This window comes from Neomoorella carbonis (assembly GCF_045278715.1).
Classification (GTDB): domain Bacteria; phylum Bacillota; class DSM-521; order Neomoorellales; family Neomoorellaceae; genus Neomoorella; species Neomoorella carbonis.
The window spans coordinates 1,897,338-1,920,437 of sequence record NZ_CP136420.1 but is presented as its reverse complement, the minus strand read 5'-3'; the positions used below and the strand labels follow the sequence as shown (position 1 = coordinate 1,920,437).

The window sequence follows — 23,100 nt, the reverse complement described above, 5'->3', positions numbered from 1 at the left end:
CTCGTTATATGCTATAATAATATTTGCTTGCGAGAGTGGCGGAACCGGCAGACGCCCGAGACTTAAAATCTCGTGGACCTTTTGGTCCGTGCGGGTTCAAGTCCCGCCTCTCGCACCAGAAAAATCAAGGCCTGAAAGGCCTTTTTTCTTTTTATGCATTGGTGCATAAATAAAGGCTAAGCCCGCCACGCCCTTTGACGTTTTTGTCAATGTAGGATTGGGTTGCTGCCGTGTTTATTCATAAAAATGAAACCGGTTTTCGGGTAGCCGGCTGGCGGCCCGGCAACTTTAATGAACTGATGGTTCCACGGCTCTCCCACGGTAAATTTTTTGTGGAAAACTTTTTCATATCTTAGAAGGAGAATCAAAAAAAATAGCTAATTTATACATTAATGGATGTATACATTATACTAAAGGCTGTATTCATTATACTTTGTCAACATCGTCTTCGCGCGTTCTGAACTCTGGTAACAGGATTTAGGCAGAGGGCACATACAAAAATTAAACAGGGGTGTTTACTGTGGCTTTTAAACGTCCAAAAATTGCTCTGATCGGCGGAGGTCAGATCGGCGGCGTTCTGGCACAGCTGTGCGCCCAGCGTCAGCTCGGCGATGTTGTTATGTACGACATCATTGAAAACATGCCCCAGGGCAAGGCCCTCGACATAGCGGAAGCGGCCCGTATTAACCAGTTTGACATTAAGCTTTTCGGGACGAATACCTATAAGGATATCGAAGGTGCCGACCTGTGCATCGTGACGGCAGGTGTCCCGCGCAAGCCGGGCATGAGTCGCGACGATCTGCTCACCGTCAATGCCAATATCATTAAGACGGTCGGTGAAAACATTAAAAAATTCGCTCCCGATTCCCATGTCATTGTTATCTCCAACCCGCTGGACGCTATGGTTACCCTTATGCAATATGTAACCGGTTTTCCGACGAATCGGGTCTATGGCCAGGCAGGTGTTCTTGACTCCTCCCGTTTTGCTACCTTCTTAGCCTGGGAGCTGGGTGTTTCCGTTAAAGACATCAATGCCCTGGTGCTTGGTGGTCACGGCGATAAAATGGTGCCGCTTATCCGTTATGCTAACGTTAACGGTATCCCCGTAATGGAGCTTCTCAAAGAAAAATATGGCAGCAGTGCCAGGGCCAGGGAAATAATTGACGGCATCATTGAACGCACCCGCAATGCCGGTACGGAAATTGTAACCCTGCTGCAAAATGGTTCGGCTTTTTATTCCCCGGCAGCTTCTGCCCTCCAGATGATGGAAGCCGTTCTCCACGATGAAAAACGCCTTTTACCAGTTTGTGCTTACCTGCAGGGCGAATATAGCGTTGATGGCTATTATGTCGGCGTCCCGGCAATCCTTGGTAAAGACGGGGTAGAAAAGATTATTGAAATCACTCTGAATGAAGAAGAACAAAAGATGTTTGCCAGCTCCGTAGCTGCCGTCGTAAAGCTTGTCGAAGATTTGATACGCCTTGGTTTTCTCCCGCCAAAATACCATTACCAGAGGGGGAAGCTTGAACTGGTAGGGTAAAAATAGCGTTGTATTCTTTTCCATCCCGGCATATGCTATAAATATATAAGCCCCCGTTTTTACGGGGGCTATGCTAAAGGGACGTTACTGCATCTTGCCTTGCGCCTGCTGGAAAACTTTGTACTGGGGTTCCTGGCTCTCCAGATAGTTAACTCGACCTTTTAAGCCCTGGGCGATATTTTCGAGCTGGTTGGCGTAATCGGTAAACTGCTTCTTGGCGTTTTGATCCTGGGTTTCCAGGGCGTAGGTTTTCAGATCGGCAGCGGCGCCTTCCAGGCTGGTGAGGGTCTGGTGCATTTTGGTGCCAACAGTCATTTTTTAAAAGCCCTCCTTTGCAGTATTGAGTCCCTGTCCAGTTGATAGTTTGGACCCTAAAAGAGAATAATATAAGAAGCATTTTCTGCCCGTAAGGGAACCCTTGACCAGCTATGGTCAGAAGCGTATAATAAAAACAAAAATTGGTCTTTTGGGTGTTTTGGGAGGTGGTAGCTAACGTTGTAAAACGTCTTGCTACCATTTTGTCATTTTTAAGCGGAAAGGAGGTTCCCGCGTGAACCTGGCGGCAACTTATGTGGGGGAAAAGTTGCTTGAGCAGGGGGTAAAATTAATCCTCAATAACCCGGAAAAGAATATTCCCCGCTTGATTGCCGTAGCGGAAAAACTGGCCCGGGATCCCTATCACCGGGAGATGGTGGCTAATGTTAAGAGGGTCCTGGAGGACAGAAATAGCAACTGGTACCGTTTTGCCCAGAGGTTGCTGACTCAGACCCATCCCAATATCAGGCAGCGCCTGGCTATGGACTTCTTTGTTAATTCGACCTTCATCGGTGTGCCGCGGCAGAAGGAGTGGGCGGCAAAACTCGGTGTTGCCGTGCCGTGGGCCATCCTTATGGACCCAACGGAAAAGTGTAATTTAAATTGTCTGGGCTGCTGGGCCGGCGACTACCAGCGGGCGCAAGAGCTGGATTTTGCTACCATGGATCGCATTGTTAGCGAGGGCGAGAAGCTGGGCATTAATTTTATTGTTCTATCCGGCGGCGAACCCCTGCTGCGCCGGGATGATATTATCCGGCTGGCAGAGAAGCACCCCGACCAGGTTTTCCACCTCTTTACCAACGGAACTTTAATTGATCAAAAATTTGTCGACGATATGGTCCGCCTGGGTAATATTACGGTAGCCTTAAGCCTGGAAGGTTTTGAGGAAAGAACTGATAGCCGCCGCGGCAAAGGCGTTTTCGCCAGGGTGATGCAGGCCATGGACCTCATGCGGGCCGCCGGGGCCGTCTATGGAGTTTCGGTAACCTACAGCCGCAATAATACCGAGGAACTTGGCAGCGACGCCTTTGTTGATATGCTGGTAGACAAAGGGGTTGCCTTTGGCTGGTATTTTACTTATATTCCCATTGGCAAAGACGTGGACCTGGAAATGATGGCCACACCGGAACAGCGGGCTTGGATGTTTGAGCGTATCCAGTATTTCCGTCGGACCAAGCCCATCTTCCTGGTGGACTTCTGGAACGACGGCGAGGCCAGCAATGGCTGTATCGCCGGTGGCCGGCGTTATTTCCACATTAACGCGGCCGGGGAAGTGGAGCCATGCGCCTTTGTCCACTATAGTACCTGCAATATTAAGAACATCAGCCTGGTGGAAGCCCTGCAGAATCCCCTTTTCCGGGCCTACCAGAAGCGCCAGCCCTTTAACCAGAACCTGCGCCGTCCCTGCCCCCTTATTGACAACCCGGAGATGCTGCGGGACATAGTGGCCGAGTCGGGCGCCCGCTCGACCCAGCTGCATGATGCCGAGACAGCGGCGGAGTTTGCCGCCAAGCTGGCCCCTTATGCCCGGGCCTGGGGAGAGGTGGCCGACCGCATCTGGGCAGAGGAAGGAAAAGCTGTAGCTGCAGCAGCGGAGGAGGAAAATTGTTGCCGGGCCCATTAGACAAAAAGCGGGTAAAGATGGTAAAATGACCTTGAGAGATAGGCTCTTGAGGTCATTTTTATTTTATTTTCTGGAAAGGCATGTGAAGAGATTGGCTGAGGAAAAGTTATTTAGCTTGGAAGAGGCCATGGAGTTTTCCCGCCAGGAGACGCGGGAATTATATCGCCGCTATGTCAATCCCGGCCTGGCGGGGATGCTGGCCCTGCTGGATTTTGACAAAGCCTTTGTCCGGGCGCAAGGAGTTGCCGTCTGGGACAGGGATGGCAAGCGCTACCTGGACTTCCTGGGCGCTTATGGCGCCCTCAACCTGGGTCATAACCCGCCGGAGGTACTGGCTGCCGTAAAAAGAGTCATGGAACGGCCCAATCTTCTCCAGGCCTCTTTAAATCCCCTGGCCGCCGCCCTGGCCCACAATCTGGCTAAAGTTACACCCGGGGACCTGGAGCGGGTATTTTTCTGCAACAGCGGCACTGAGGCCGTGGAGGGCGCCCTGAAGCTGGCCCGCGCCGCCACCGGCCGGGAAAAGATCGTTTACTGCCGCAATTCCTTTCACGGTAAAAGCTTTGGCTCCCTGTCGGTCACCGGGCGGGAGAAATACCAGCGTCCTTTTGCTCCTTTACTGCCTGGCTGCGAGGCGGTCCCATATGACGACCTGGGGGCCCTGGAGGCCAAACTGGCCGGTGGCGATGTAGCTGCCTTTATCGTTGAACCCATTCAGGGTGAGGGCGGTGTTATTGTTCCCCACGACGGCTATCTCAAGGGGGCGCGGGACCTCTGCGACCGTTACGGGAGCCTGTTAATCATCGATGAGATCCAGACGGGCTTTGGCCGGACGGGCTATCTCTTTGCCTGCGAGCATGAGGGCGTGGTACCGGATATCATGTGCCTGGCCAAATCCCTGGGCGGCGGCGTCATACCCATTGGCGCTTATATTGCCCGGCCTGATGTCTGGGATAAAGCCTACGGTAGTATGGATAAAGCTTTGCTCCACACATCCACCTTTGGCGGCAATACCCTGGCGGCGGCTGCCGGCCTGGCGGCCCTGCAGAGCATCCTGGATAAAGACCTGGCGGGTCAGGCGGCAGCCAGGGGGCGCTTTTTCCTGGAGCGTTTGCGGCAGCTTAAAGAGAAATATAGCCTCATCAAAGACGTCCGCGGCCGGGGTCTCCTCATCGGCCTGGAGTTTAACCAACCCGTAGGCGGGTGGCTCGACAAGCTTACCCGGGGCAAGGTGAATGAGCTGGCCGGGGAATATTTCGGGTCCCTGGTGGCAGGGGAGCTGATGAATAAACACAGGGTGATTACGGCCTATACGTTAAATAACCCCAATGTTATCCGCCTGGAACCGCCTTTGATTGTCACCGAAGAGGAGATTCAGCAGGTGCTGGCGGCCCTGGAAACTATCCTGCACGGATACGGCTTTATCGGTGTAACTTTAAGCAGCGCCAAAACAGCTCTGGGTTCCTTGTTGAAACGCAAATAGAAGGTTATACGGAAAGGCATAAAGCTGGCGGCTTCCTGGCAGACTAAGAAAAAAGTCTCCCGGGAGGTAAAGCCTGATGCCAGATAATGTAATCGTCTACACTACTCCGACCTGACCCACCTGCAAAACGGTGAAAGAGTATCTTTCCCAGCATGGCGTTAATTATGAAGAAAAGGATATTAGCGTTGACGACCGAGCCAGGGAGGAATTATGCCGGCGCAATGGCGGCCTGGCCGCCGTGCCCACCCTGATCGTTGACGGCCAGGTAATTGTCGGCTTTGATGAAAATCGCTTGAATAAAATATTTCATTAACGCCGGGGTAAGTACCCCGGCCTGGTTTTTATTGGTTGCCATTTTTATGTATAGGCGCCAGACGGTGGGGAAAAATGATCCCTGGTAAAATTAATATACGGAAGGAGGCCATACGATGGCTGGTTTAACCCAAGCCGAATTAATGCAGCTCCGGGAAAATTTAAGTAACGAATTGTTGATGATCCGGAAATTCGGGGCTTATGCGGCCCAGTGCAACGATCCCCAGTTGAAGCAGGTCCTGAGTTCTGTGCAGCAGGCCCACCAGCGCCACTATAATACCCTGATCCGCCACCTTGGCGGGCAGCATATGATGTAAAGGGGGAAGGCAAGCCTATGCAGCTTTTTGATGACAAGACCATTTGCAGCGATTGTCTGGCCAGCGAAAAGCTTTTAACCAGCTCCTATAATATGGCGATTACCGAGTGCGCCAATGATCAACTGCGGCGGGATTTTATGACCGTTTATCATGATGAGCAGAACTGCCTGAAGGCTGTGTGGGATATTATGCATGCACGAGGGTGGTACCAGCTCGACATGGCCAGCCAGCAGGAGATAGCTCAGCTGCAGCAGCGCCTGCAGCAGGAACAAATCCAGCTCCAGCAGGGCGGCATGATAGGTGGCCAGATGGGGATGACGCCCCAGATGGGTGGCGGAATACCCCAGTACCGAGTGTAGGTAATTGTTAGGGAATTTGGCCTTCAGAACAATAGACGAACAAATGCCTCCGGTCGGGGACAGCTGCCGGAGGCTATCTTTATACCGGCCTTACCGATCATTCCGGCGGCAGGAATTGGCGTCTCTGCGTCGAAAATGGAGGTATGTAGCTTGGACTTTTAGCTCAAGCCAGTCGTCCGGTGTGGTCACCCGGTGTTCCTGGGCAGTGCAAGGGGGCGCTGCCACAAGCGGCAAAGAGGCGTAGCAGCGGGAAAGGCCCTCAGGCGGCGGCTAAAATCTGCTGCTACCGGCCTGTGGTTGGAGCCGGTTTAGCGGTCCGGGGGGTAAAAAATTATGGATGCAGCCAAAATGGTAACGGATCTGGTAGCCTGGTTGCGAGAGGAGGTTACCAAAGCTGGAGCCAGAGGGGCAGTCCTGGGTTTAAGTGGCGGCATTGACTCCGCCGTGGTGGCGAATCTCTGCCGGCTGGCTTTCCCGGATAATTGCGTGGGGTTGATCATGCCCTGCCATAGCGACCCGGCCGATGCTGAGGATGCGTGGCTTGTGGCCCGGCACCTGGAGCTACCGGTGGTAGAGGTGGTACTGGATGACGTCTACGACCAGCTGGTGTTGCTGCTGACGGGAAAACCTTATGCAGCTGAGCAGCGGAGCCTGGCCCTGGCCAACTTAAAGCCGCGCCTCAGGATGCTGACCCTTTATTTCCATGCCAACGAGCGCAATTACCTGGTCATCGGCACCGGTAATAGAAGCGAGCTAACGGTAGGGTACTTTACTAAGTATGGCGACGGCGGTGTAGACCTGCTGCCCCTGGCCAATCTGGTGAAGTCCCAGGTACGGGAACTGGCCTGTTATTTAAAACTGCCGGAAAGGATTATTACTAAACCCCCTTCAGCGGGGCTGTGGGCTGGCCAGACGGACGAGGGCGAGATGGGCCTCAGCTATGCCGTCCTGGATCATTATCTCCTGACGGGAGAAGCGCCGCCGGCGGCGAAAGAAAAGATAGAAGCAATGGCCGCCGCCAGTGCCCACAAAAGGCGGCTGCCCCTGGTACCGCCCTTTTAGGGCGCCGGTGCTCCCGGAAATTAACGCCGCCCCCCATCGCGGCGGCTGTAGGGCAGGGGCACATACTGGACTGATGGCCGGCGGCCGGCCGGCTGGGGATAGAGTTCCATAAGCTGATATATTTCCCGGGGCAAACCGGTTTTCACCGGCAGCCCCATTTTTATTAACTGCTCCACACTGATGGGATAGTCATGGGTCCAGCGACCTTCACTTAAAATGGTAGCCAGTTCCTCGGCCTTCTGGCGCTCCATTTTTTCAGCCAGGAGCTCAACCAGGCTCTCCCGTACCTGCCGCATAGCTTTACGGGCGATGTCGCCCAGGATAAGGGTGCGGTCATCAATCTCGTTTTTATCCTTTTCCTCGATAACCTTGAGAATTGAGGCCGCCGGGTACTCGCCCAGCTGGGGGTCAACGGGGCCCAGGACGGCGTTTTCGTCCATGATGATTTGATCAGCTGCCAGGGCGATGAGGGTGCCGCCGGACATGGCGTAGTGGGGAACGTAGACGGTTACCCTGGCCGGGTGCTTTAAAATGGCGTGGGCTATCTGCTCGGCGGCCAGGACAAGGCCGCCGGGAGTATGGAGGACCAGGTCAATGGGCATATCGTCAGGGGTCAGGCGGATGGCCCGGAGAAGCTGCTCCGAGTCTTCGATATTGATATAGCGGGTAAGGGGAATGCCCAGAAAACTCAGGGCTTCCTGGCGATGAATGAGGGTGATGAGGCGCGAATTCCTCTGTCTTTCAAAAGTACGGATAAGTAAGCGTCAAACCCAACCCACCTAGCACCAAAGCAACATTTATAGGATAATCTCCCTCAAGAACATCAATGGAGGGGGATTTTTTATGACCAAAGCCGAACGGCAAGCACTATGGGAAACCCGGATAGCTGAATACAAGAAGAGTGGGCAGAGCGTAAAAGAATGGTGCTCCTCCCATGAGGACGTTAACCCCAAGCAATTATGGTACTGGCTGCGGAAGTATAAAAACCAGGATGCGGTTTCCCCGGGAAACTCAAACCGGTGGTTGCCGGTAAAAATAACCGAGCAGGCTTCTATAGAACAGGGCCACGCTTTACTGGTTAATGTAGGACCGGTCAGCATCGAAGTAAAGCCCGGCTTTGATCCCGCCTTGCTTTCTCAGGTGGTTAAGGCGCTGGTGGCTTTATGCTAAACGAAACAGGCATCGACCGGGTTTATCTCGCCTGCGGTGCAACGGATCTGCGCAAGTCCATTGACGGCCTGGCGGTGCTGGTCAAGGAAGGGTTTGAACTGGACCCCTTCTCTTCTTGCCTTTTCGTTTTCTGTAACCGCAATAGGGATAAACTAAAGATCCTCCACTGGGAGCACAACGGTTTCTGGCTTTATTACCGCCGGCTGGAGAAGGGCAAATTCCTATGGCCTCAAGATACCACTTCGGCAACCATCACCATAAGCCGTCGGGAGCTGCGCTGGCTGCTTGACGGCCTCCCCTTAAAACAGCCCCAAGCCCATCCCGAGGTAAAAGCGCGCACCATCTTGTAATATAAAGTACCAGAAAGAAATATTTTCTGTTTATGGTTGATTCTAGAGGAATTCGAAGCGATTCGTCGAATCATTAATGCATGAACACTTCTCAATCTATCGCTGCCATGACTATAGAAGAGCTGCAAGAGCGCTGTGTTCAGCTGGAACGGGAGAATGCCGAACTAACCGCCAAGCTAAACTGGTTTATGGAGCAGTTTCGTTTAAGCAAGAAGCGGCAATTCGGTGTTTCCAGCGAACGGACCAAGCCTTTAGAAGAGCAGCTTTTACTTTTTAACGAAGCGGAAGCGGAAGCCCGGCCGGAAGCACCTGAGCCGGATTTGGAAACCATCACCTACCAGCGCCGCAAAAAACACAGCCGCCGGGATATGAACCTGGAAGAACTGCCGGTAGAAGTAATAGAGCACCGCCTGCCGGAAGAAGAGCGGGTCTGCCCGTGTTGCGGCGGCCCTTTGCATGAAATGAGCACCGAGGTGCGGCAGGAACTCAAAGTAATCCCCGCCCAGGTGAAAGTGGTCAAACATGTGCGCTACGTCTATTCCTGCCGCCGCTGCGAGAAGGAGGAGATAAGTACTCCCGTTATCACGGCACCCATGCCTGCTCCTGTACTTCCCGGCAGCCCCCTATCTCCCTCCCTCCTGGCCTACATCATGACCCAGAAATACGGGGCAGGCCTACCCCTCTACCGCCAGGAGCAGCAGTTTAAAGGTTTGGGGATAGACCTTTCCCGGCAGACAATGGCCAACTGGGTGCTCCATGGAGCCAACACCTGGCTAACCCATATTTATGACCGCCTCCATGAATACCTGCTTAAAAGAGATATCCTCCATGCCGACGAGACCACCTTACAGGTGCTGCAGGAACCCGGGAGGGAAGCTACCACCAAATCATATCTTTGGCTTTACCGTACCGGGCGGGACGGACCCCCCATCATCCTTTACGACTACCAGACCACCCGGGCCGGCAAACACCCCCGCCGCTTCCTGTCAGGTTTTAAGGGTTATTTGCACGTTGACGGCTATGCCGGCTACAATGAACTTCCAGATGTCACCCTGGTCGGCTGCTGGGCCCATGCCCGGCGCAAGTTCGATGAGGCGCTCAAGGCCCTGCCGGAGGCGAAACGTTCGGCAGCCGTGGCTGCCAGGGAGGGGCTGGAGTACTGCAACCAGCTTTTTGCCATAGAGCGTGACCTGAAAGAAGTTCCACCAGAGGAACGATATCAAATCCGCCAGGTGCGCAGCCGGCCCATGCTGGACGCCTTTTTGGCGTGGCTAAAAAAACAGAAAGCGCAGGTGCTGCCCAAAAGCTCCTTTGGGCAGGCGATTTACTATTGTCTTAGCCAATGGGATAAACTAACCGCTTTTTTACAAGACGGGCGCTTGGAACTCGATAACAACCGGAGTGAACGTTCCATCAAGCCCTTCGTCATCGGCCGCAAGAACTGGTTGTTTGCCAACACCCCGCGGGGTGCCAAAGCCAGCGCCATTACCTATAGCATCATAGAAACGGCAAAAGAAAACGAGTTAAATCCCTTCCAGTACCTTATTTACCTCTTTGAAAAATTACCCAACCTGGACCTCCAGGATAAAGATGCCCTGGATCAACTCCTGCCTTGGTCGGAAACTTTGCCTCCTGTTTGCCGTATGCATAGTTAAGCTTGTTTTTGCCCCCACCTCGGTGATAGGTGGGGGCTATTTTACGCTTACACGGATAAGGTGCAGGCGGGCGGCTTCGATGCGCCGCTGGTGCAGCATGGGCAAAAAGGCGGAGATCAAAAAGATGATCCAGATGATACTCAGGAAATCCACGGGCGGGGTACCTCCTTTTGCTGGTCTTCTAAATATTATCCCTTTATTACCACCAGGATATGCCAGTTCCGGTATGGAAGTACCATGATTTTCCCTGTTCGCTATGGCAAATAAATTTACGATAATCCCGAACGAACGGGGCTATGGTACAGCAGGAATACCAAAATTAATGGCGAATTTGTTTTAACGTAAATATCGCATAGCGTTTGATATTGCCGAACATTGCCAGCCCGGAAAGGGTAGCTTTTGACGGAAAACTATTGTATACTAAATACATCAAATCTAGTTCGATTATATAGAATGGGGCTGGCAAAATGGCAACAAAGGACCAGAATAATCCATCACGGATTCGCTCGGTGGCCAAGGCATTAATGATCCTCGACCTGCTGGCCGCCAACCAGAGAGATATGTCCCTGGCAGAAATAGCCCGTTCTATGGACCTGCCCAAAAGCACCCTCCATGGTTTGTTAGCGACCATGCGGGATTTCGGCTATTTGGAGCAGTCGCCCTTCGACGGCCGTTACCGCCTGGGAGTACGCCTTTTTGAAATCGGTAATATAGTAGCCAATAACTGGGACGTACGCAAAGTAGCCGGTCCTTATATACAAAAACTAGTAGACGAGCTGGAAGAGACGGTCCACCTGGTGATTCTTGATAAGGGTGAAGTGCTGTATATTGACAAGCGGGAAAGCCACCAGTCCCTGCGGATTGTTTCCCAGGTCGGAATGCGCCTGCCGGCCCACTGTACCGGGGTAGGCAAGGTGCTGCTGGCCTACCTGCACCCCGGCGAGGTGAAACGGATCATCGCGACCAAAGGCCTGGCCCGCTATACCCGCCATACCATCACCGACCCGCGCCGGCTGGAGGCGGAACTGGAAAAGATACGGGCAACAGGGTATGCCGTAGACAATGAGGAAATTATGGACAGCCTGCGCTGTGTTGCAGCGCCAATAAGGGACCATTACGGCAAAGTATGTGCTGCCATTAGCGTTGCCGGTCCGGTAGCGAGGCTGGAGGGAGAGAAGTTCCAGCGGGCCGTAGAACTGGTCACCCGGACGGCAGCGGAGATATCGGCCGGGCTGGGATACCGGCCTGCTTTAGGAAGTGATATCAGTGGAACTTAGAGAGTTTCTCTTTGCCCCTTTGGGGAGGCAGGCCCTGGCTTTTACCATCACCGCCAGGGAAAGGGGAATATTCTCCGGGGCAGCCAGGTTAAAGCAGCTGGCAGGCGAGCTGGGGCTGGAAGTAACCTGGTCGGCCCCCGAAGGGTATGCTTTGGAGCCTGGCAGTTGCCTTTTCCGGGCCAGGGGCGAGGCCCCGGCGATTATCCGGGCTGAAGAAATGCTCCTGGGAGTTGTTGGTAAGCCCTCCGGAGTGGCAACGGCGGCGGCTGATTTTGTCCGGCAGGCCGGAGGGCGAATAAAAGTCGTCTGCGGTGCGTGGAAAAAGGTGGCTCCGGAAATAAGAGGCGAGCTGCGCCAGGCCATCGCTACCGGCGGTGCCGGCATCCGGATTACCGATCAGCCCTTTATCTACCTGGATAAAAATTACGTCCGCCTCCTGGGAGGCATCGAGCCGGCGGTGGGCCGGGCGCGAGCTTATGACCCGGGGCGGGTGATCGCCGTCCAAATCCGCGGGGAAGGCCGGCCCGTAGCCGCTGAAGCGGAGGCGGCGGTAAAGGCCGGGGCGGGAATTATTATGGTAGACACCGGCCGCCTGGAGGACCTGGCATCCGTGGTGACGGCAGCGCAGCAGGGCGGCTGGCGGGAAAAAGTAAAACTCGCCTTTGCCGGCGGCGTTACGCCGGCAGGCCTTGAGGAAGTAATTGCCGCCGGGGCGGACATCGTCGATGTCGGCCGGGCCATTATCGACGCGCCCCTCTTAGACTTAAGCCTGGATGTGGAAGGGATTTCGCTATAAACGAAAGCATAACATTTTCCTGTACATTCCAACTCAAGCAAATTATACACTAATTGTCGGGTCAAAAAGCATAAGAAGGGGGGGATAACCCGTGGAATGGGACCTGCTGGAGAAAACAACCTTCTGGATCGATAACATTGAACTAACCGACGCCGACCTGGGCCGGGTTGCCGCGGCGGCAGCCGCCGCCCTGGAACTGCCGGCCCGGGAGGTCATGGTCGTCGACGTTCGGCCCGGTCTGGTGGCCTTTGACATCCTGCGGCGCCGGGTGCGGGCGGAAGCGGTAGCCGGCAAGGAAAAGGAAATTTTACGGCGCCTGGCGGAGTTACCGGGGGTAACTTTAAAACCGGGAGCCGCCGTCCACTCTGAAGGGGTCCTGGGTTTAATTGCCCTGGAGCCGGAAGAAGCCGCCCGGGTATTGAAAGAAACGGTCACCCTGGCCCGGGATATCAGCCGGGCCGTCGCCCGGCGGGCCATAGTCTTTGCTTCCGGAGCCGAAGTTATAGCCGGGAAAATCAAAGACACTAATTCACCTTATATTATAGCGGCCCTGGAAAAAGCAGGCTACCAGGCAAGGTTCGGCGGCATCCTCGAGGACGACGCCGTAGCAGCGGCCAACCGCCTGGAAGGGGCCCTGGAAGAAGGCTACGGCCTCATTATTACTACCGGCGGGGTTGGAGCCGAGGATAAAGATTTCAGCATCGAAGCCATCCTGCGCCTGGACCCGGAGGCCTGTACCCCCTGGATCCTGAAGTTTAAACCGGATTATCACCGTCACCATAAAGAAGGGGTGCGCATTGCCGTGGGCAGGGTGGGCCTGGCCTACCTGGTAGCCCTGCCCGGTCCCCACGAAGAAGCCAGGCTGGGCTGTGACCGGCTTCTATCCGGGCTGGAGCAGGGGCTGGAGAAAGACGCCCTGGCAGAATATATAGCCGGCGCTTTGCGGGAACGCTGGCGCAGTGTAATGAAAGAAGGAGGCCACGAACATGGAATACCAGGCCATTGCCGCTGAACTCCTGGCAGCAGAAGCCAGCTGTAAACCCATCGAACCCTTGACCAGCACTTATCCCGATTTAACGGTAGAAGATGCCTACCGCATCCAGCTGGCCGGCGTAGGGATGAAGAAAGCCCGGGGGAGCAAGGTCATTGGTAAAAAGATCGGCCTGACGAGCAGGGCCATGCAACAGCTCCTGGGAGTAAACGAACCCGACTACGGCCACCTGCTGGACAACATGCTGCTACTCGAGGGCGAACCCTGCCGGCGGGATGAACTCCTTTTACCCCGGGTGGAGGGAGAACTGGCCTTTATCTTAAAGGACACCCTCAAAGGCCCGGGGGTAACCATTGCCGACGTCTTCCGGGCCACGGAAGGCATCATGCCGGCCTTTGAGATTGTCGACAGCCGCATCCGCGACTGGAAGATCAAGCTCCCGGACACCATTGCCGACAACGCCTCCAGCGCCCGCCTGGTCCTGGGCAGCCGCATGGTGCCCATCAAAGACCTGGACCTGCGCCTCATCGGCATGGTGCTGGAGAAGAACGGCGAAGTGGTCAGCAGCGGCGCCGGTGCCGCCGTCTGGGGGCACCCGGCGGCAGCCGTGGCCTGGCTGGCCAATAAACTGGCTGCCTTTGACATCGCCCTGGAGGCCGGCGAAATCATTCTATCCGGTGCCGTCACGGCAGCCGAAAACGCCAGCGCCGGCGATGTCTTCACCGTTTCCTTCCACGGCCTGGGCAGCCTGAGCCTGAAGTTTATTTAACAAAAAACAAATGACTTTGGTTTGGAGTGAGCGAACGAAAACCAATTCAAATTAAAGGGGATGTGAGTGTGGAAAAAGTAAAAGTGGCCGTCATCGGCCCAGGGAATATCGGTTCCGACCTGATGTACAAGATCCTGCGCAGCCAGCATTTAGAGATGGCTCTCATGGCTGGCATTGTCGAGTCAGAAGGCATCAAAAGGGCCAGGAACTTGGGCATTAAAACCTCTATCGAAGGCATCAATGCCGTCCTGGCCGAAGAGGACATCAAGATTGTCTTCGACGCCACCGGGGCCAAGCCCCACCTGCAGCACGCCCCGCTTTTAAAAGAGGCCGGTAAAATCGCCATCGATTTGACGCCGGCCGCCGTCGGCCCCTATGTCGTGCCCTGTGTCAACCTGGACCAGGTCAAAGCCGAACCCAATCTCAACATGGTAACCTGCGGCGGCCAGGCTACGGTGCCCATTGTCTATGCCATCAACCGGGTGGCTGGTGCCAGGTACGCCGAAATTGTGGCCTGCATTTCCTCCAAAAGCGCGGGACCGGGCACGCGCCAGAATATCGACGAATTTACCCAGACGACAGCCCGGGCCCTGAGGGTGGTCGGTGGAGCTCAAAAAAGCAAAGCCATCATCATCCTGAACCCAGCCGAACCGCCCATAATGATGACCAACACCATTTACGTCGAGGTAGAAAAACCGGACGAGCAGGCCATCCGGGCCTCAGTAGAGGCCATGGTGAAGGAAATCCAGAGCTACGTCCCGGGCTACCAGCTCCGGGTGCCACCTTTGTTAGATGGAAACAAAGTAACGGTCATTGTCCAGGTGGAAGGGGCCGGCGATTTCTTACCCAAGTATTCCGGAAACCTGGACATCATCACCTCGGCTGCGGTAGCAGTAGCTGAAAAACTCGCCCAAAAAATTCTAGCAGGGGAGGTGGCAGCATGAGTAACTCCAAATTTATCCACCTGGTCGATACAACCTTGCGCGACGGCAGCCATGCCGTCAGCCACCAGTTCACGGCCGAACAAGTTGCCGCCATTGCTGCGGGCTTGGACGCAGCCGGAGTGGAATATATTGAAGTTTCCCATGGCGACGGCCTGGCCGGTTCCTCCTTTAACTACGGCTGGTCGGCAGTAAGTGAAGAAGAACTGCTCAAAGCCGCCAGTGGGGCAATCAAGAAAGGCAAATTAACCGTCCTTTTGCTGCCCGGTATTGGCACTGTCGATGACCTGAAGATGGCGGCCGACTGCGGCGCCAAAGTCGTGCGGGTGGCCACCCATGTTACGGAAGCCGATATCGGCGAACAGCATATTGGCATCGCCAAAAAAATGGGCATGATGGCCGTAGGCTTTTTGATGATGGCCCACATGGTACCCCCGGAAAAGGTAGTCGAGCAGGCCAAACTCTTTGAATCTTACGGAGCCGACTATATTAATATCGCCGACTCGGCCGGTGCCATGTTGCCGGAGGATGTTAAAGCCCGCGTCGGCGCTGTGGTGGAAGCAGTGAATGTACCTGTTGGTTTCCACGCCCACAACAACCTGACCCTGGCTACGGCCAATGCCCTGGCTGCCGTGGAAGCGGGAGCCACCTTCCTGGATGGTACCTGCCGGGGCTTAGGCGCCGGGGCCGGCAATGCCCAGACGGAAGCCTTGGTGGGCGTCCTGGATAAGGCTGGTTACCAGACGGGTGTTGATTTCTACAAGATTATGGATGTAGCTGAAGATATCGTTGAGCCCATCATGCACCGGCCCCAGGTGGTGCGAAACGCACCCTTGATGCTGGGCTATGCCGGTGTTTACTCCAGCTTCCTCTTGCACACCTACCGGGCGGCCGAGAAATTCAACCTCGATCCCCGGGACATTTTAGTTGAACTGGGAAGGAGGCGGATGGTCGGGGGACAGGAAGATATGATTGTTGATGTGGCTTACCAGTTAGCGCAAAAGAGAGGAGGGGTATAAGCTTTGAAGGTTGTCAATTTGCTGGCTGAAGTGGATGCCGGTAAGTGCCGGGGATGTAAAACCTGCGAGAAGGTTTGTCCGGTTCTGGCTATCAAGGTAGAGAACCGGAAAGCCGTTGTGGATGGAGAACGCTGCCGCGGCTGTGCCGCCTGCGAGCAGCGCTGCCCGGACTATGCCATTACCATGGTAAAACGGGAGCGGCCGGTAGTGGTCAAAGTCGACGTCAGCGCCGTTGATTATGACCGGGTGGAAGATCTCTGCCGCCGCGCCCGGCTGAACCCGGAGCAAATCATTTGCTACTGCACTGCCACCCGGGCGGATGAAGTAGCTGCCGCCATTCTGCAGGGGGCTAAGTCCCCGGAAGAGGTTTCTTTCCTCACTGGTGCCCGTACCGGATGCAAGGTGGAATGCATCCAGCCTATTTTGCGCCTCCTGGAAGCGGCCGGCATTAAGCCGGAACCGCCCCAAGACGGCTGGCAGTGGTACGGCCGCACAGTAACGGTGTGGGAGATTCCTGACGAAGTCAAGCGCAAGTATGCTACCCGCGGCTTTTACTTTGACGAAGACATCAAACTTTTGGACCGGGTAGTGGCAGCACCTGTACAGGGAAGGAGGGAATCCTGTGCGTCCTCCCATTAAACCTATACCACCCAGGCAATCCCAGTATGGCATTGACCCGGCGTTAGTTAAAACCAGGGTCTGCGAACTACCGGGAATGACATCTGTACTGCTCAAAGAGCTTTTCCCCGATCTGCCGGAAGTAATTTATCCGGGTGAAGGGGGAGTTGCTGCCGTCCGTAAAGCTACGGAGGAAGCCTTACAAAAAATCGATATGAGCAAGATCAAGCCGGAGCATTCGGTTAACATTCTGGCTTCCCACCACGGCTTTACCCTTTTAGGCGGCGAACCTTATGCAGAAATGTTAAAGACAATAAAAGACGTCATTGAGGCGCGGACGGGGTGTAAGAATATCCGCCTCAGGGCCGGAGTGGGCCTGCGCTTCCGGGAGACGGAAGAGTATATCAAGCGTTATGGCCTGGACAAGCACTTTGACGGCAAGGCCATCGGTGTGGCCCCCATTGACCAGGGGATACCCATTGAAACCGAGATCGGCACGTTATATGGCATCCGCAAGATTTACGACGCCGACTGGATTGTCCATGCCCATAACAGCGATGTCCGCGAGGTCCACTTCCACCGCCAGGTAGACCGGGCCGTGAAGCCCTTCGGCATGTCCTACGCCCGCATTGAAACCCGGTCCACCTATCACCAGAACCTGGGGCCGCGGGCGGCCAACTTTACGGCCAGGGCCATCTTTGACTCGCCCTTTGTCCAGAAGAAATTTGCCTTTGCTTCCTTCCTGACGGTGGCACCCAACGGCATCATCGGCGTTGATGCCGACAGCGATCTCTACGCTCTGAATGACAGAGTGACCCAGATCGGCTGCCGTTACTACGGCAAGATGATGACCCTCTTCGGCGAGATCGATGAGTGCATTGCCGCCCTGGACTTCCCCTGCCCGGTGGTGTATGTCTTCTCGGCCGGGGTTATTTACGCCAACTTTGCCGGGGCCAATACAGATCTGTATGACCTGGATATGCCCCTGCCGGCCTATACCTGGTACACGGAAGCCTTCTACGGCAAGGCTGGGAAGCCGCTTCTGAAAGATATACCACCGGTTAACCCGGCCATTAAGATGTGCGTGCACAACTACGCCTGGACGGGTTATCCCAGCGCCTTCTTCAGCGAGCACATCCCCACGGTGGTAGTGGGCCAGGAGCAGGCGGACCTCTTCAACCGCGACCCGCAGAACCTGACCTATATGAAGCACGCGGTGGTGGCCGAAAGCACGGAAGCGGCCATGGAGTTTGCCTATAAGGCTACCGGCACCAGGAAGGTCCTCATCTTTGACGGCGCCATGGGCGGTATCAACGTCAGCGAGCCCCTGGCGGAGCTGCTGCTCAAAAAAGCGCCGGCCGTCAGCGAGCGGGTAGAGAATGAACTCTTGCCCAAGTGGCTGCGGCAACGGGGTGTGGATATGTCTCACCTGAAGCAGGGCGCATAACTTCTGAGCGGTGAAAAGGCATATCAATGCCCGGTTAGGAGTTTCCTGGATGGGGTACGCGGCATTCTCACCGGAGAATGCCGCTCCCCGTCAGTTATTACGATGAATATGAGTATAAAGTATGCCAGAAAATTTCTGAAGGAGGGTCCATTTGTGGCAATTGCTAAAGCCACCACACCTCGAAAGAGTGGCCTGGTTGAACACGGTCCAGGGTATGCTTCGGGTTTTGGCGACCTACCGCGCAACTTGAATGTAAATACCATTACAGCAGGCATTATTGCCACTGTTTTTGGCTGCACCGGCCCGGCTTTGATTGTAATGAATGCTGCAGCTACCGGTAAGCTGACCCAGGCTCAGACCATTTCCTGGCTATTTTCTATCTACTTCTTCGGTGGCCTGCTGGGCATATTGCTGGCAGGTTACTACAAACAGCCCATCAGCGGCGCCTGGTCGATCCCGGGAGCTGTGATGCTCGCTTCGGCCATACCTTTATTCCCCTTTAACCAGGTAGTAGGTGCCTATTTTATAGCTGGCGTCCTGGTACTCTTATTGGGTATTTCCGGCCTCATTGGTAAAGTTATGCGCTGGCTGCCGGGACCAATTGTTATGGCTATGATCGCCGGTGCAATGATCCGTTTTGGTACCGGGATTGTCACCTCGGTCCAAAAGGCACCCCTGATTGCCGGTATCGGCCTGCTGGTCTACCTCCTTATGTCCCGGTTAACGAAAAAGGTGTCGCCTGTCCTGGGGGCCCTGGTAGCCGGGGTAATCGCGGCCCTCTTTTTTGGCGGTTTTAAATTTTCGGCTGTCAACGTTCAGTGGATTGCTCCCCAGGTATTTTGGCCAGAGTTCAGCCTGGGCTCCTTTTTATCCATTGGTATTCCCCTCGCGGCACTGGTGGTCGGGGCTGAAAACGCCCAGGCCATCGGCGTCCTCATGGCCGAAGGGTATAAACCCCCTATTAATATGATGACCATTGTCAGCGGCATTGGCGGTATAGTGACTTCCTTCTTCGGAGGGCATAATGCCAATATTGCCGGTCCCATGACGGCTATCTGCGCTTCCAGTGAAGCAGGAGAAGATAAAAACGGCCGCTATGCAGCCAGTATCGTTAATGGTGTTACTTTTGGAGCTTTTGGCCTTGTTGCCAGCGTAGCCGTACCCTTTGTCAAGGCTTTGCCGGCGGACCTGGTATCTCTCCTGGCTGGCCTTGCTATGATCGGTGTTCTAGTTAGTTCTTTTGAAATGGCCTTTGCGTCTAAAAAGTTTAAAGTGGGGGCTTTCTTTGCCCTGGTCATCGCCATGTCGGGAATCACCGTCCTGAAGATTAGCGCTCCCTTCTGGGCCCTGGTGGGCGGGGTGGTTGTATCCCTGCTGGTGGAACCCAAGGACTTTGAAAGTAACGCCTGATTGATGGAGGGTGATGGCCTTGCCAGCCCGTTATGCCTACCGGATTGAGAAGGCCAGGGAACTGATGGTAAAAAAAGACCTGGACCTGCTTTTCGTTGTCAACCGGGAAAACCTGATTTATTTTACCGGCCTTACCCAGATTGAGTGCCTGGCCGTACTCATTCCCAGGGAGGGTGAGCCATGTGCTGTGACCCTCTGGTTGGATGCGGATTATGTAGAACGGGAGTCGGGGCTCAAAACTTATGGCTATCATTTCCCGCGGGAGAGCCTGGCCAGCAAGGTCGTGGAACGGATCAAGGCGTACGGTTTTAAGGAACCACGTATAGGTTTTGAACGCTACTTTGTCGATTTCGCTGTCTACGACGGCCTGCGCCAGGCTTTCCCAGAGAAAAATTTTATAGGTGTTGCCGATCTTTTCTACCGGATCCGGTCAGTTAAGGAACCTCAAGAAATTGAATTTATGCGGCGGGCGGCGGCAGCCGCCTGCCGCGGCATGGAAGCGGCCATCAAAAGCGTCCGGCCGGGGGTAACAGAGCTGGATATCCTGGCGGAGGCGGAATACGCCATGTTGAAGGCAGGTTCCGGTGGTTCTTCCTTCCGGCCCCAGGTAATATCAGGGGAGCGCACCCTCCTCACCCATCCCTGTGCCAGCAATAAAAAAATTGTCCCTGGTGAAGTAGTAGTGATCCATCTGGGAGCGACCTGCGAAGGCTACTGTGCCAAGATATGTCGAACTGTAGCAGTAGGGAAAATACCGGCCGAGCAGGAAAAGGTGTATCAGGTCCTGCTAGAAGCCCAGGGCCGGGCCATAGATATCTTAAGGCCGGGGGCCACAGCAGGGGATGTGGATGCCGCCGCCCGGGAGGTGGTGGAAAAGGCCGGCTACGGCAGCAGCTACCTGGACGTGGTCGGCTACGGCGTAGGCCTGCGCCAGTCGGAGTTTTACCCGATCATCGGAAAAGGCCGCACGGAGGTTATCGAGGCCGGCATGGTAGTAGATCTTCTGCTACCTACTATTTACCGTCCCGGCCTTGGCGGACCCAGGGTGACAGATGTTATTTACGTTGGCGAGAATAAGAATGAGATCCTGACGGATTACCCGCGGGAATTAGTACAGATATAATAAAGGCGCTCCAGGTTTATCCTGGAGCGTTTTTTACGGAAGGCAGTTGACATTTCAATTGATGCTTGACAGTACTGGGAGGATTAAATTATGGTTAACACGGAGCACCTGGCAAAGTACGGGAAGGGGAAAATACTACATGAAATTAGTCGTGGCGGTTACCGGAGCTACCGGCGCCATCTATGCCGTCAGGCTGCTAGAAGCTTTAAAAACTAAGGAGGTCGAGGTGCATTTAGTTTTAAGCCACTGGGCCAGGGAAACCCTTCGTCTTGAAACAGGCCTCGAAGAAGAAAATCTCCGCCAATTGGCCGCTCACTACTATCCGGAAAACGATTTGACGGCGCCATTGGCCAGCGGTTCTTTCCAGCACCAGGGTATGGTAATCGTACCTTGTAGTATGAAAACCCTGGCCGGGATTGCTCACGGATACGCGGCAAACTTAATTATACGGGCTGCCGATGTTACTTTAAAGGAAGGCCGGAAGCTTATCCTTGTCCCCCGGGAAACGCCTTTGCATGCAATTCACCTGGAGAATATGTTGACCCTGGCGCGGCTGGGGGCTGTTATTATGCCTCCCATGCCTGCTTTTTATTACCACCCGCGGAATATTGACGACCTGGTTAACCACCTGGTGGGGCGCATTATGGACCAACTTGGACTTGAGTTCGAGCTGGAAACACGCTGGCGCGGCGGTGAGAAGACAAATCTTAACGCAGGTGTTCCAGAATCTGAAGCAAGCGGAAGGCAGGTTCGTCGGTAGTTTTAATATTTTGCCGCGCCGCTTCCCGTAAGCGGCGGATGCAGGCGGTATAGTTATGGTTGAGGACCAGCTCTACCGTGATGCCCTGAGCGGGGCAGTTTTCTTTTATGGCAACCAGATCTCGCACCAGGCCCCGGGACACGACCGGGGCCCAGAGCATGAAAACCGGTTTCCACCCGGGGAAATTGGCGGCGGCAAAGGCAGCCGCCCTTTTTATTTTATGCGCTATGCGCGTGCACGTGGCAGCGTTGCTGTCACCGTAGAGGAGACCCCGCAGGTGGGTGGCTACTTCACACAGGTAGACCCTGCTGCCGTCCGGCGCCAGGGCGATCACGTCTATTTCGCCGCCGCCCTCCAGGTGGCAGTTGTAGACAACGATCTTGCAGCCCAGGACGTATTTAAAATAGGAGCCGACCAGGCTTTCGCCGATGTCCAAGCTATAAGGCCCTCCTTAAAATCTGGTTCCACTCATTTCCTCGAGCCGCAGCAGAAATTCCCGCGGCCGGCTGCATAACATGTAATGGAGAGGCTCGAGCTTAGTATGCAGGCCAGCAAGGGAGGGGACAGCCATGCCGAAAGGTAAATTAAAGAAGGTATTTCCCGGCGGCAATACCTGCATGGGCTTTTATTCCTTTTACGATTTTATCATTGAACCCGATGCCACGCGCATCTTTGTTGTCAAAGGTGGCCCCGGAGTGGGCAAGTCCACCTTCATGCGTAAGATTGGCGAAGCCATGCTGGAGCGGGGTTTTGATGTGGAATTCCATTGCTGTTCTTCGGACAACAACTCCCTCGACGGGGTAGTTATACCTAAGATCCGGGTAGCCATTATCGACGGCACCGCTCCTCACATCTTTGACCCCAAAAACCCGGGGGCGGTGGATGAAATTATCCATCTGGGCGACTACTGGGATGAGGACAAGATGCGGGCCAGCAAGGAGCAGGTCCTGCAGGATAATGCCCGCATCAGCCGCCTGTACCGCATTGCCTACAGTGCTCTAAAGGAGGCCAGGGTGATCCGGGATGAGTGGGAGAGTTATGTAGCCGAAAGCATGATTATACCCCGGGTCTACCAGGCCAAGGCGGAACTCCTCGAAGCTATTTTTGCCGGGGTACGGCCCCGTTATAACGTAAAGGCCCGGGAACGCCATCTCTTTGCCACCGCCCTGACACCCCAGGGGCTGGTGACCGGCAACGTGGAAACCCTGCTCCAGGATATCCGGCGTCTTTTTACCATTGCCGGGGACCCGGGTACCGGTGTTTCGGGGATCCTGGCTGCGGTAGCGCGAATGGCCCACGAGAAAGGCCTTGATACCGAAGTTTACCACTGCCCCTTTGACCCCAACAATATTGATATGGTTATTATCCCGGAAATCCAGGCGGCGGCGATGAACTGGCAGCCGCCCCATGATATTGACGTTCAGGCCATCCCCGGGCTCCAGGTAGCTATGGCTTTAGATTTAAACCGCTTTATTGACAGGGAGCATTTAAACCTCTACGGCAATGAGATTGCCAGCGCCGTTGTGCGTTACCAGGCGGCCCTCGACCGGGCTATAGCCCATATTCGTGAGGCAAAACTTACCCATGATCATATGGAAAGTTATTACACCCCGGCCATGGATTTTGCAGCCATTAATGCCAAACGGGAAGAAATTCTCCAGCGCATCCTGGGTTATGCGGCCGAGATGCTGGGTCAGGTATAGCCGGATGGGGTAGGTATAAAAATTGTTGAATCCTGAAGGGACGGATGATATAATCTATT

23 protein-coding genes, 1 tRNA gene and 2 pseudogenes are annotated in these 23,100 nt (G+C 54.8%); 23 read left to right on the top strand and 3 right to left on the bottom strand.

Annotated elements, in window-relative coordinates; all coding sequences use genetic code 11:
• Positions 1-29: 29 nt before the first annotated feature.
• Positions 30-118 (top strand) — tRNA-Leu (locus MCACP_RS09920).
• 402 nt (positions 119-520) lie between these two features.
• Positions 521-1,540: a malate dehydrogenase gene (gene mdh / locus MCACP_RS09915; protein WP_406676610.1), complete on the top strand. Its 1,020-nt coding sequence runs from the start codon at positions 521-523 to the stop codon at positions 1,538-1,540.
• Positions 1,541-1,624: 84 nt separating this feature from the next.
• Here the strand turns inward: mdh and MCACP_RS09910 are convergent, their stop codons facing one another.
• Positions 1,625-1,855, bottom strand: a complete 231-nt coding sequence (locus tag MCACP_RS09910; RefSeq protein WP_406676609.1) for a DUF1657 domain-containing protein — start codon at positions 1,853-1,855, stop codon at positions 1,625-1,627.
• 235 nt (positions 1,856-2,090) lie between these two features.
• Here MCACP_RS09910 and MCACP_RS09905 point away from each other — a divergent pair, with 235 nt between their 5' ends.
• From MCACP_RS09905 to nadE, 6 genes and pseudogenes are all read left to right on the top strand, one after another.
• Complete coding sequence (locus tag MCACP_RS09905) at positions 2,091-3,479, top strand: radical SAM protein (protein ID WP_406676608.1); 1,389 nt, start codon at positions 2,091-2,093, stop codon at positions 3,477-3,479.
• A gap of 127 nt (positions 3,480-3,606) precedes the next feature.
• Positions 3,607-4,962 (top strand): aspartate aminotransferase family protein, encoded by a 1,356-nt coding sequence (locus tag MCACP_RS09900; protein WP_406678735.1) that lies wholly within the window; start codon positions 3,607-3,609, stop codon positions 4,960-4,962.
• Between the two features lie 127 nt (positions 4,963-5,089).
• Positions 5,090-5,275 (top strand): annotated as a pseudogene (locus MCACP_RS09895) (glutaredoxin family protein); the annotation flags it as partial.
• Positions 5,276-5,390: 115 nt separating this feature from the next.
• Complete coding sequence (locus MCACP_RS09890) at positions 5,391-5,591, top strand: spore coat protein (protein ID WP_406676607.1); 201 nt, start codon at positions 5,391-5,393, stop codon at positions 5,589-5,591.
• A 17-nt stretch (positions 5,592-5,608) separates the two neighbouring features.
• Entirely contained in the window at positions 5,609-5,950 is a 342-nt protein-coding gene (locus MCACP_RS09885) for a spore coat protein (RefSeq protein ID WP_406676606.1), read from the top strand.
• 333 nt (positions 5,951-6,283) lie between these two features.
• Entirely contained in the window at positions 6,284-7,012 is a 729-nt protein-coding gene (gene nadE / locus MCACP_RS09880) for an NAD(+) synthase (protein WP_406676605.1), read from the top strand.
• Positions 7,013-7,032: 20 nt separating this feature from the next.
• Here the strand turns inward: nadE and MCACP_RS09875 are convergent.
• Positions 7,033-7,767, bottom strand: a pseudogene (locus MCACP_RS09875) (SDH family Clp fold serine proteinase); the annotation flags it as partial.
• A gap of 88 nt (positions 7,768-7,855) precedes the next feature.
• On the opposite strand from MCACP_RS09875, the gene tnpA reads away from it, so the two are divergent.
• The 14 genes from tnpA to MCACP_RS09805 all read left to right on the top strand — a co-directional run bounded on the left by tnpA (position 7,856) and on the right by MCACP_RS09805 (position 21,338).
• The gene (gene tnpA, locus MCACP_RS09870; RefSeq protein WP_406676604.1) at positions 7,856-8,182 is read left to right on the top strand and encodes an IS66 family insertion sequence element accessory protein TnpA; all 327 of its coding nucleotides are present in this window, start codon (positions 7,856-7,858) and stop codon (positions 8,180-8,182) included.
• Positions 8,176-8,532 (top strand): IS66 family insertion sequence element accessory protein TnpB, encoded by a 357-nt coding sequence (gene tnpB / locus MCACP_RS09865; RefSeq protein ID WP_406676603.1) that lies wholly within the window; start codon positions 8,176-8,178, stop codon positions 8,530-8,532. The genes tnpA and tnpB overlap by 7 nt, the downstream gene beginning before the upstream one ends.
• 80 nt (positions 8,533-8,612) lie before the next feature.
• The gene (gene tnpC / locus MCACP_RS09860; RefSeq protein WP_406676602.1) at positions 8,613-10,187 is read left to right on the top strand and encodes an IS66 family transposase; all 1,575 of its coding nucleotides are present in this window, start codon (positions 8,613-8,615) and stop codon (positions 10,185-10,187) included.
• A 467-nt stretch (positions 10,188-10,654) separates the two neighbouring features.
• Positions 10,655-11,464 carry an IclR family transcriptional regulator gene (locus MCACP_RS09855; RefSeq protein WP_406676601.1) on the top strand — a complete coding sequence of 270 codons (810 nt, stop codon included), beginning with the start codon at positions 10,655-10,657 and terminating at the stop codon, positions 11,462-11,464.
• On the top strand, positions 11,454-12,260 hold the full coding sequence (locus MCACP_RS09850; protein ID WP_406676600.1) for a nicotinate-nucleotide pyrophosphorylase: 807 nt from the start codon (positions 11,454-11,456) through the stop codon (positions 12,258-12,260). The genes MCACP_RS09855 and MCACP_RS09850 overlap by 11 nt, the downstream gene beginning before the upstream one ends.
• A 91-nt stretch (positions 12,261-12,351) precedes the next feature.
• Positions 12,352-13,272 carry a molybdopterin-binding protein gene (locus MCACP_RS09845; RefSeq protein ID WP_406676599.1) on the top strand — a complete coding sequence of 307 codons (921 nt, stop codon included), beginning with the start codon at positions 12,352-12,354 and terminating at the stop codon, positions 13,270-13,272.
• Positions 13,247-14,020: a 2-keto-4-pentenoate hydratase gene (locus MCACP_RS09840; RefSeq protein WP_406676598.1), complete on the top strand. Its 774-nt coding sequence runs from the start codon at positions 13,247-13,249 to the stop codon at positions 14,018-14,020. The genes MCACP_RS09845 and MCACP_RS09840 overlap by 26 nt, the downstream gene beginning before the upstream one ends.
• Before the next feature lie 68 nt (positions 14,021-14,088).
• Positions 14,089-14,964, top strand: coding sequence for an acetaldehyde dehydrogenase (acetylating) (locus MCACP_RS09835; protein ID WP_406676597.1), 876 nt, complete (start codon positions 14,089-14,091; stop codon positions 14,962-14,964).
• The gene (dmpG, locus tag MCACP_RS09830; RefSeq protein ID WP_406676596.1) at positions 14,961-15,980 is read left to right on the top strand and encodes a 4-hydroxy-2-oxovalerate aldolase; all 1,020 of its coding nucleotides are present in this window, start codon (positions 14,961-14,963) and stop codon (positions 15,978-15,980) included. Before MCACP_RS09835 ends, dmpG begins: the two co-directional genes overlap by 4 nt.
• Before the next feature lie 3 nt (positions 15,981-15,983).
• A complete protein-coding gene (locus tag MCACP_RS09825; RefSeq protein WP_406676595.1) occupies positions 15,984-16,619 on the top strand; it encodes a 4Fe-4S binding protein in 636 nt (211 codons plus the stop codon).
• Complete coding sequence (locus MCACP_RS09820; protein WP_406676594.1) at positions 16,603-18,045, top strand: hypothetical protein; 1,443 nt, start codon at positions 16,603-16,605, stop codon at positions 18,043-18,045. The genes MCACP_RS09825 and MCACP_RS09820 overlap by 17 nt, the downstream gene beginning before the upstream one ends.
• Before the next feature lie 153 nt (positions 18,046-18,198).
• Positions 18,199-19,455 carry a benzoate/H(+) symporter BenE family transporter gene (locus MCACP_RS09815; RefSeq protein ID WP_406676593.1) on the top strand — a complete coding sequence of 419 codons (1,257 nt, stop codon included), beginning with the start codon at positions 18,199-18,201 and terminating at the stop codon, positions 19,453-19,455.
• A 19-nt stretch (positions 19,456-19,474) separates the two neighbouring features.
• Positions 19,475-20,578 carry a M24 family metallopeptidase gene (locus MCACP_RS09810; protein ID WP_406676592.1) on the top strand — a complete coding sequence of 368 codons (1,104 nt, stop codon included), beginning with the start codon at positions 19,475-19,477 and terminating at the stop codon, positions 20,576-20,578.
• Between the two features lie 139 nt (positions 20,579-20,717).
• Positions 20,718-21,338: a UbiX family flavin prenyltransferase gene (locus MCACP_RS09805; RefSeq protein ID WP_406676591.1), complete on the top strand. Its 621-nt coding sequence runs from the start codon at positions 20,718-20,720 to the stop codon at positions 21,336-21,338.
• On the opposite strand, the gene MCACP_RS09800 is transcribed toward MCACP_RS09805, so the two are convergent.
• Positions 21,286-21,774 carry a hypothetical protein gene (locus MCACP_RS09800; RefSeq protein WP_406676590.1) on the bottom strand — a complete coding sequence of 163 codons (489 nt, stop codon included), beginning with the start codon at positions 21,772-21,774 and terminating at the stop codon, positions 21,286-21,288. The genes MCACP_RS09805 and MCACP_RS09800 overlap by 53 nt on opposite strands.
• 133 nt (positions 21,775-21,907) lie before the next feature.
• Here MCACP_RS09800 and MCACP_RS09795 point away from each other — a divergent pair, with 133 nt between their 5' ends.
• The gene (locus MCACP_RS09795) at positions 21,908-23,041 is read left to right on the top strand and encodes a PRK06851 family protein (protein ID WP_406676589.1); all 1,134 of its coding nucleotides are present in this window, start codon (positions 21,908-21,910) and stop codon (positions 23,039-23,041) included.
• Positions 23,042-23,100 lie beyond the last annotated feature (59 nt).

Excerpts from the sequence above, each read along its gene's own strand:
- MCACP_RS09890 (WP_406676607.1), top strand. The coding sequence starts at position 5,391 with ATGGCTGGTTTAACCCAAGCCGAATTAATGCAGCTCCGGGAAAATTTA.
- nadE (WP_406676605.1), top strand. The coding sequence starts at position 6,284 with ATGGATGCAGCCAAAATGGTAACGGATCTGGTAGCCTGGTTGCGAGAG.
- MCACP_RS09910 (WP_406676609.1), bottom strand. The coding sequence starts at position 1,855 with ATGACTGTTGGCACCAAAATGCACCAGACCCTCACCAGCCTGGAAGGC.
- MCACP_RS09840 (WP_406676598.1), top strand. The coding sequence starts at position 13,247 with ATGGAATACCAGGCCATTGCCGCTGAACTCCTGGCAGCAGAAGCCAGC.
- dmpG (WP_406676596.1), top strand. The coding sequence starts at position 14,961 with ATGAGTAACTCCAAATTTATCCACCTGGTCGATACAACCTTGCGCGAC.
- MCACP_RS09795 (WP_406676589.1), top strand. The coding sequence starts at position 21,908 with ATGCCGAAAGGTAAATTAAAGAAGGTATTTCCCGGCGGCAATACCTGC.
- MCACP_RS09855 (WP_406676601.1), top strand. The coding sequence starts at position 10,655 with ATGGCAACAAAGGACCAGAATAATCCATCACGGATTCGCTCGGTGGCC.
- MCACP_RS09900 (WP_406678735.1), top strand. The coding sequence starts at position 3,607 with ATGGAGTTTTCCCGCCAGGAGACGCGGGAATTATATCGCCGCTATGTC.
- MCACP_RS09885 (WP_406676606.1), top strand. The coding sequence starts at position 5,609 with ATGCAGCTTTTTGATGACAAGACCATTTGCAGCGATTGTCTGGCCAGC.
- MCACP_RS09805 (WP_406676591.1), top strand. The coding sequence starts at position 20,718 with ATGAAATTAGTCGTGGCGGTTACCGGAGCTACCGGCGCCATCTATGCC.
- tnpB (WP_406676603.1), top strand. The coding sequence starts at position 8,176 with ATGCTAAACGAAACAGGCATCGACCGGGTTTATCTCGCCTGCGGTGCA.
- tnpC (WP_406676602.1), top strand. The coding sequence starts at position 8,613 with ATGAACACTTCTCAATCTATCGCTGCCATGACTATAGAAGAGCTGCAA.
- tnpA (WP_406676604.1), top strand. The coding sequence starts at position 7,856 with ATGACCAAAGCCGAACGGCAAGCACTATGGGAAACCCGGATAGCTGAA.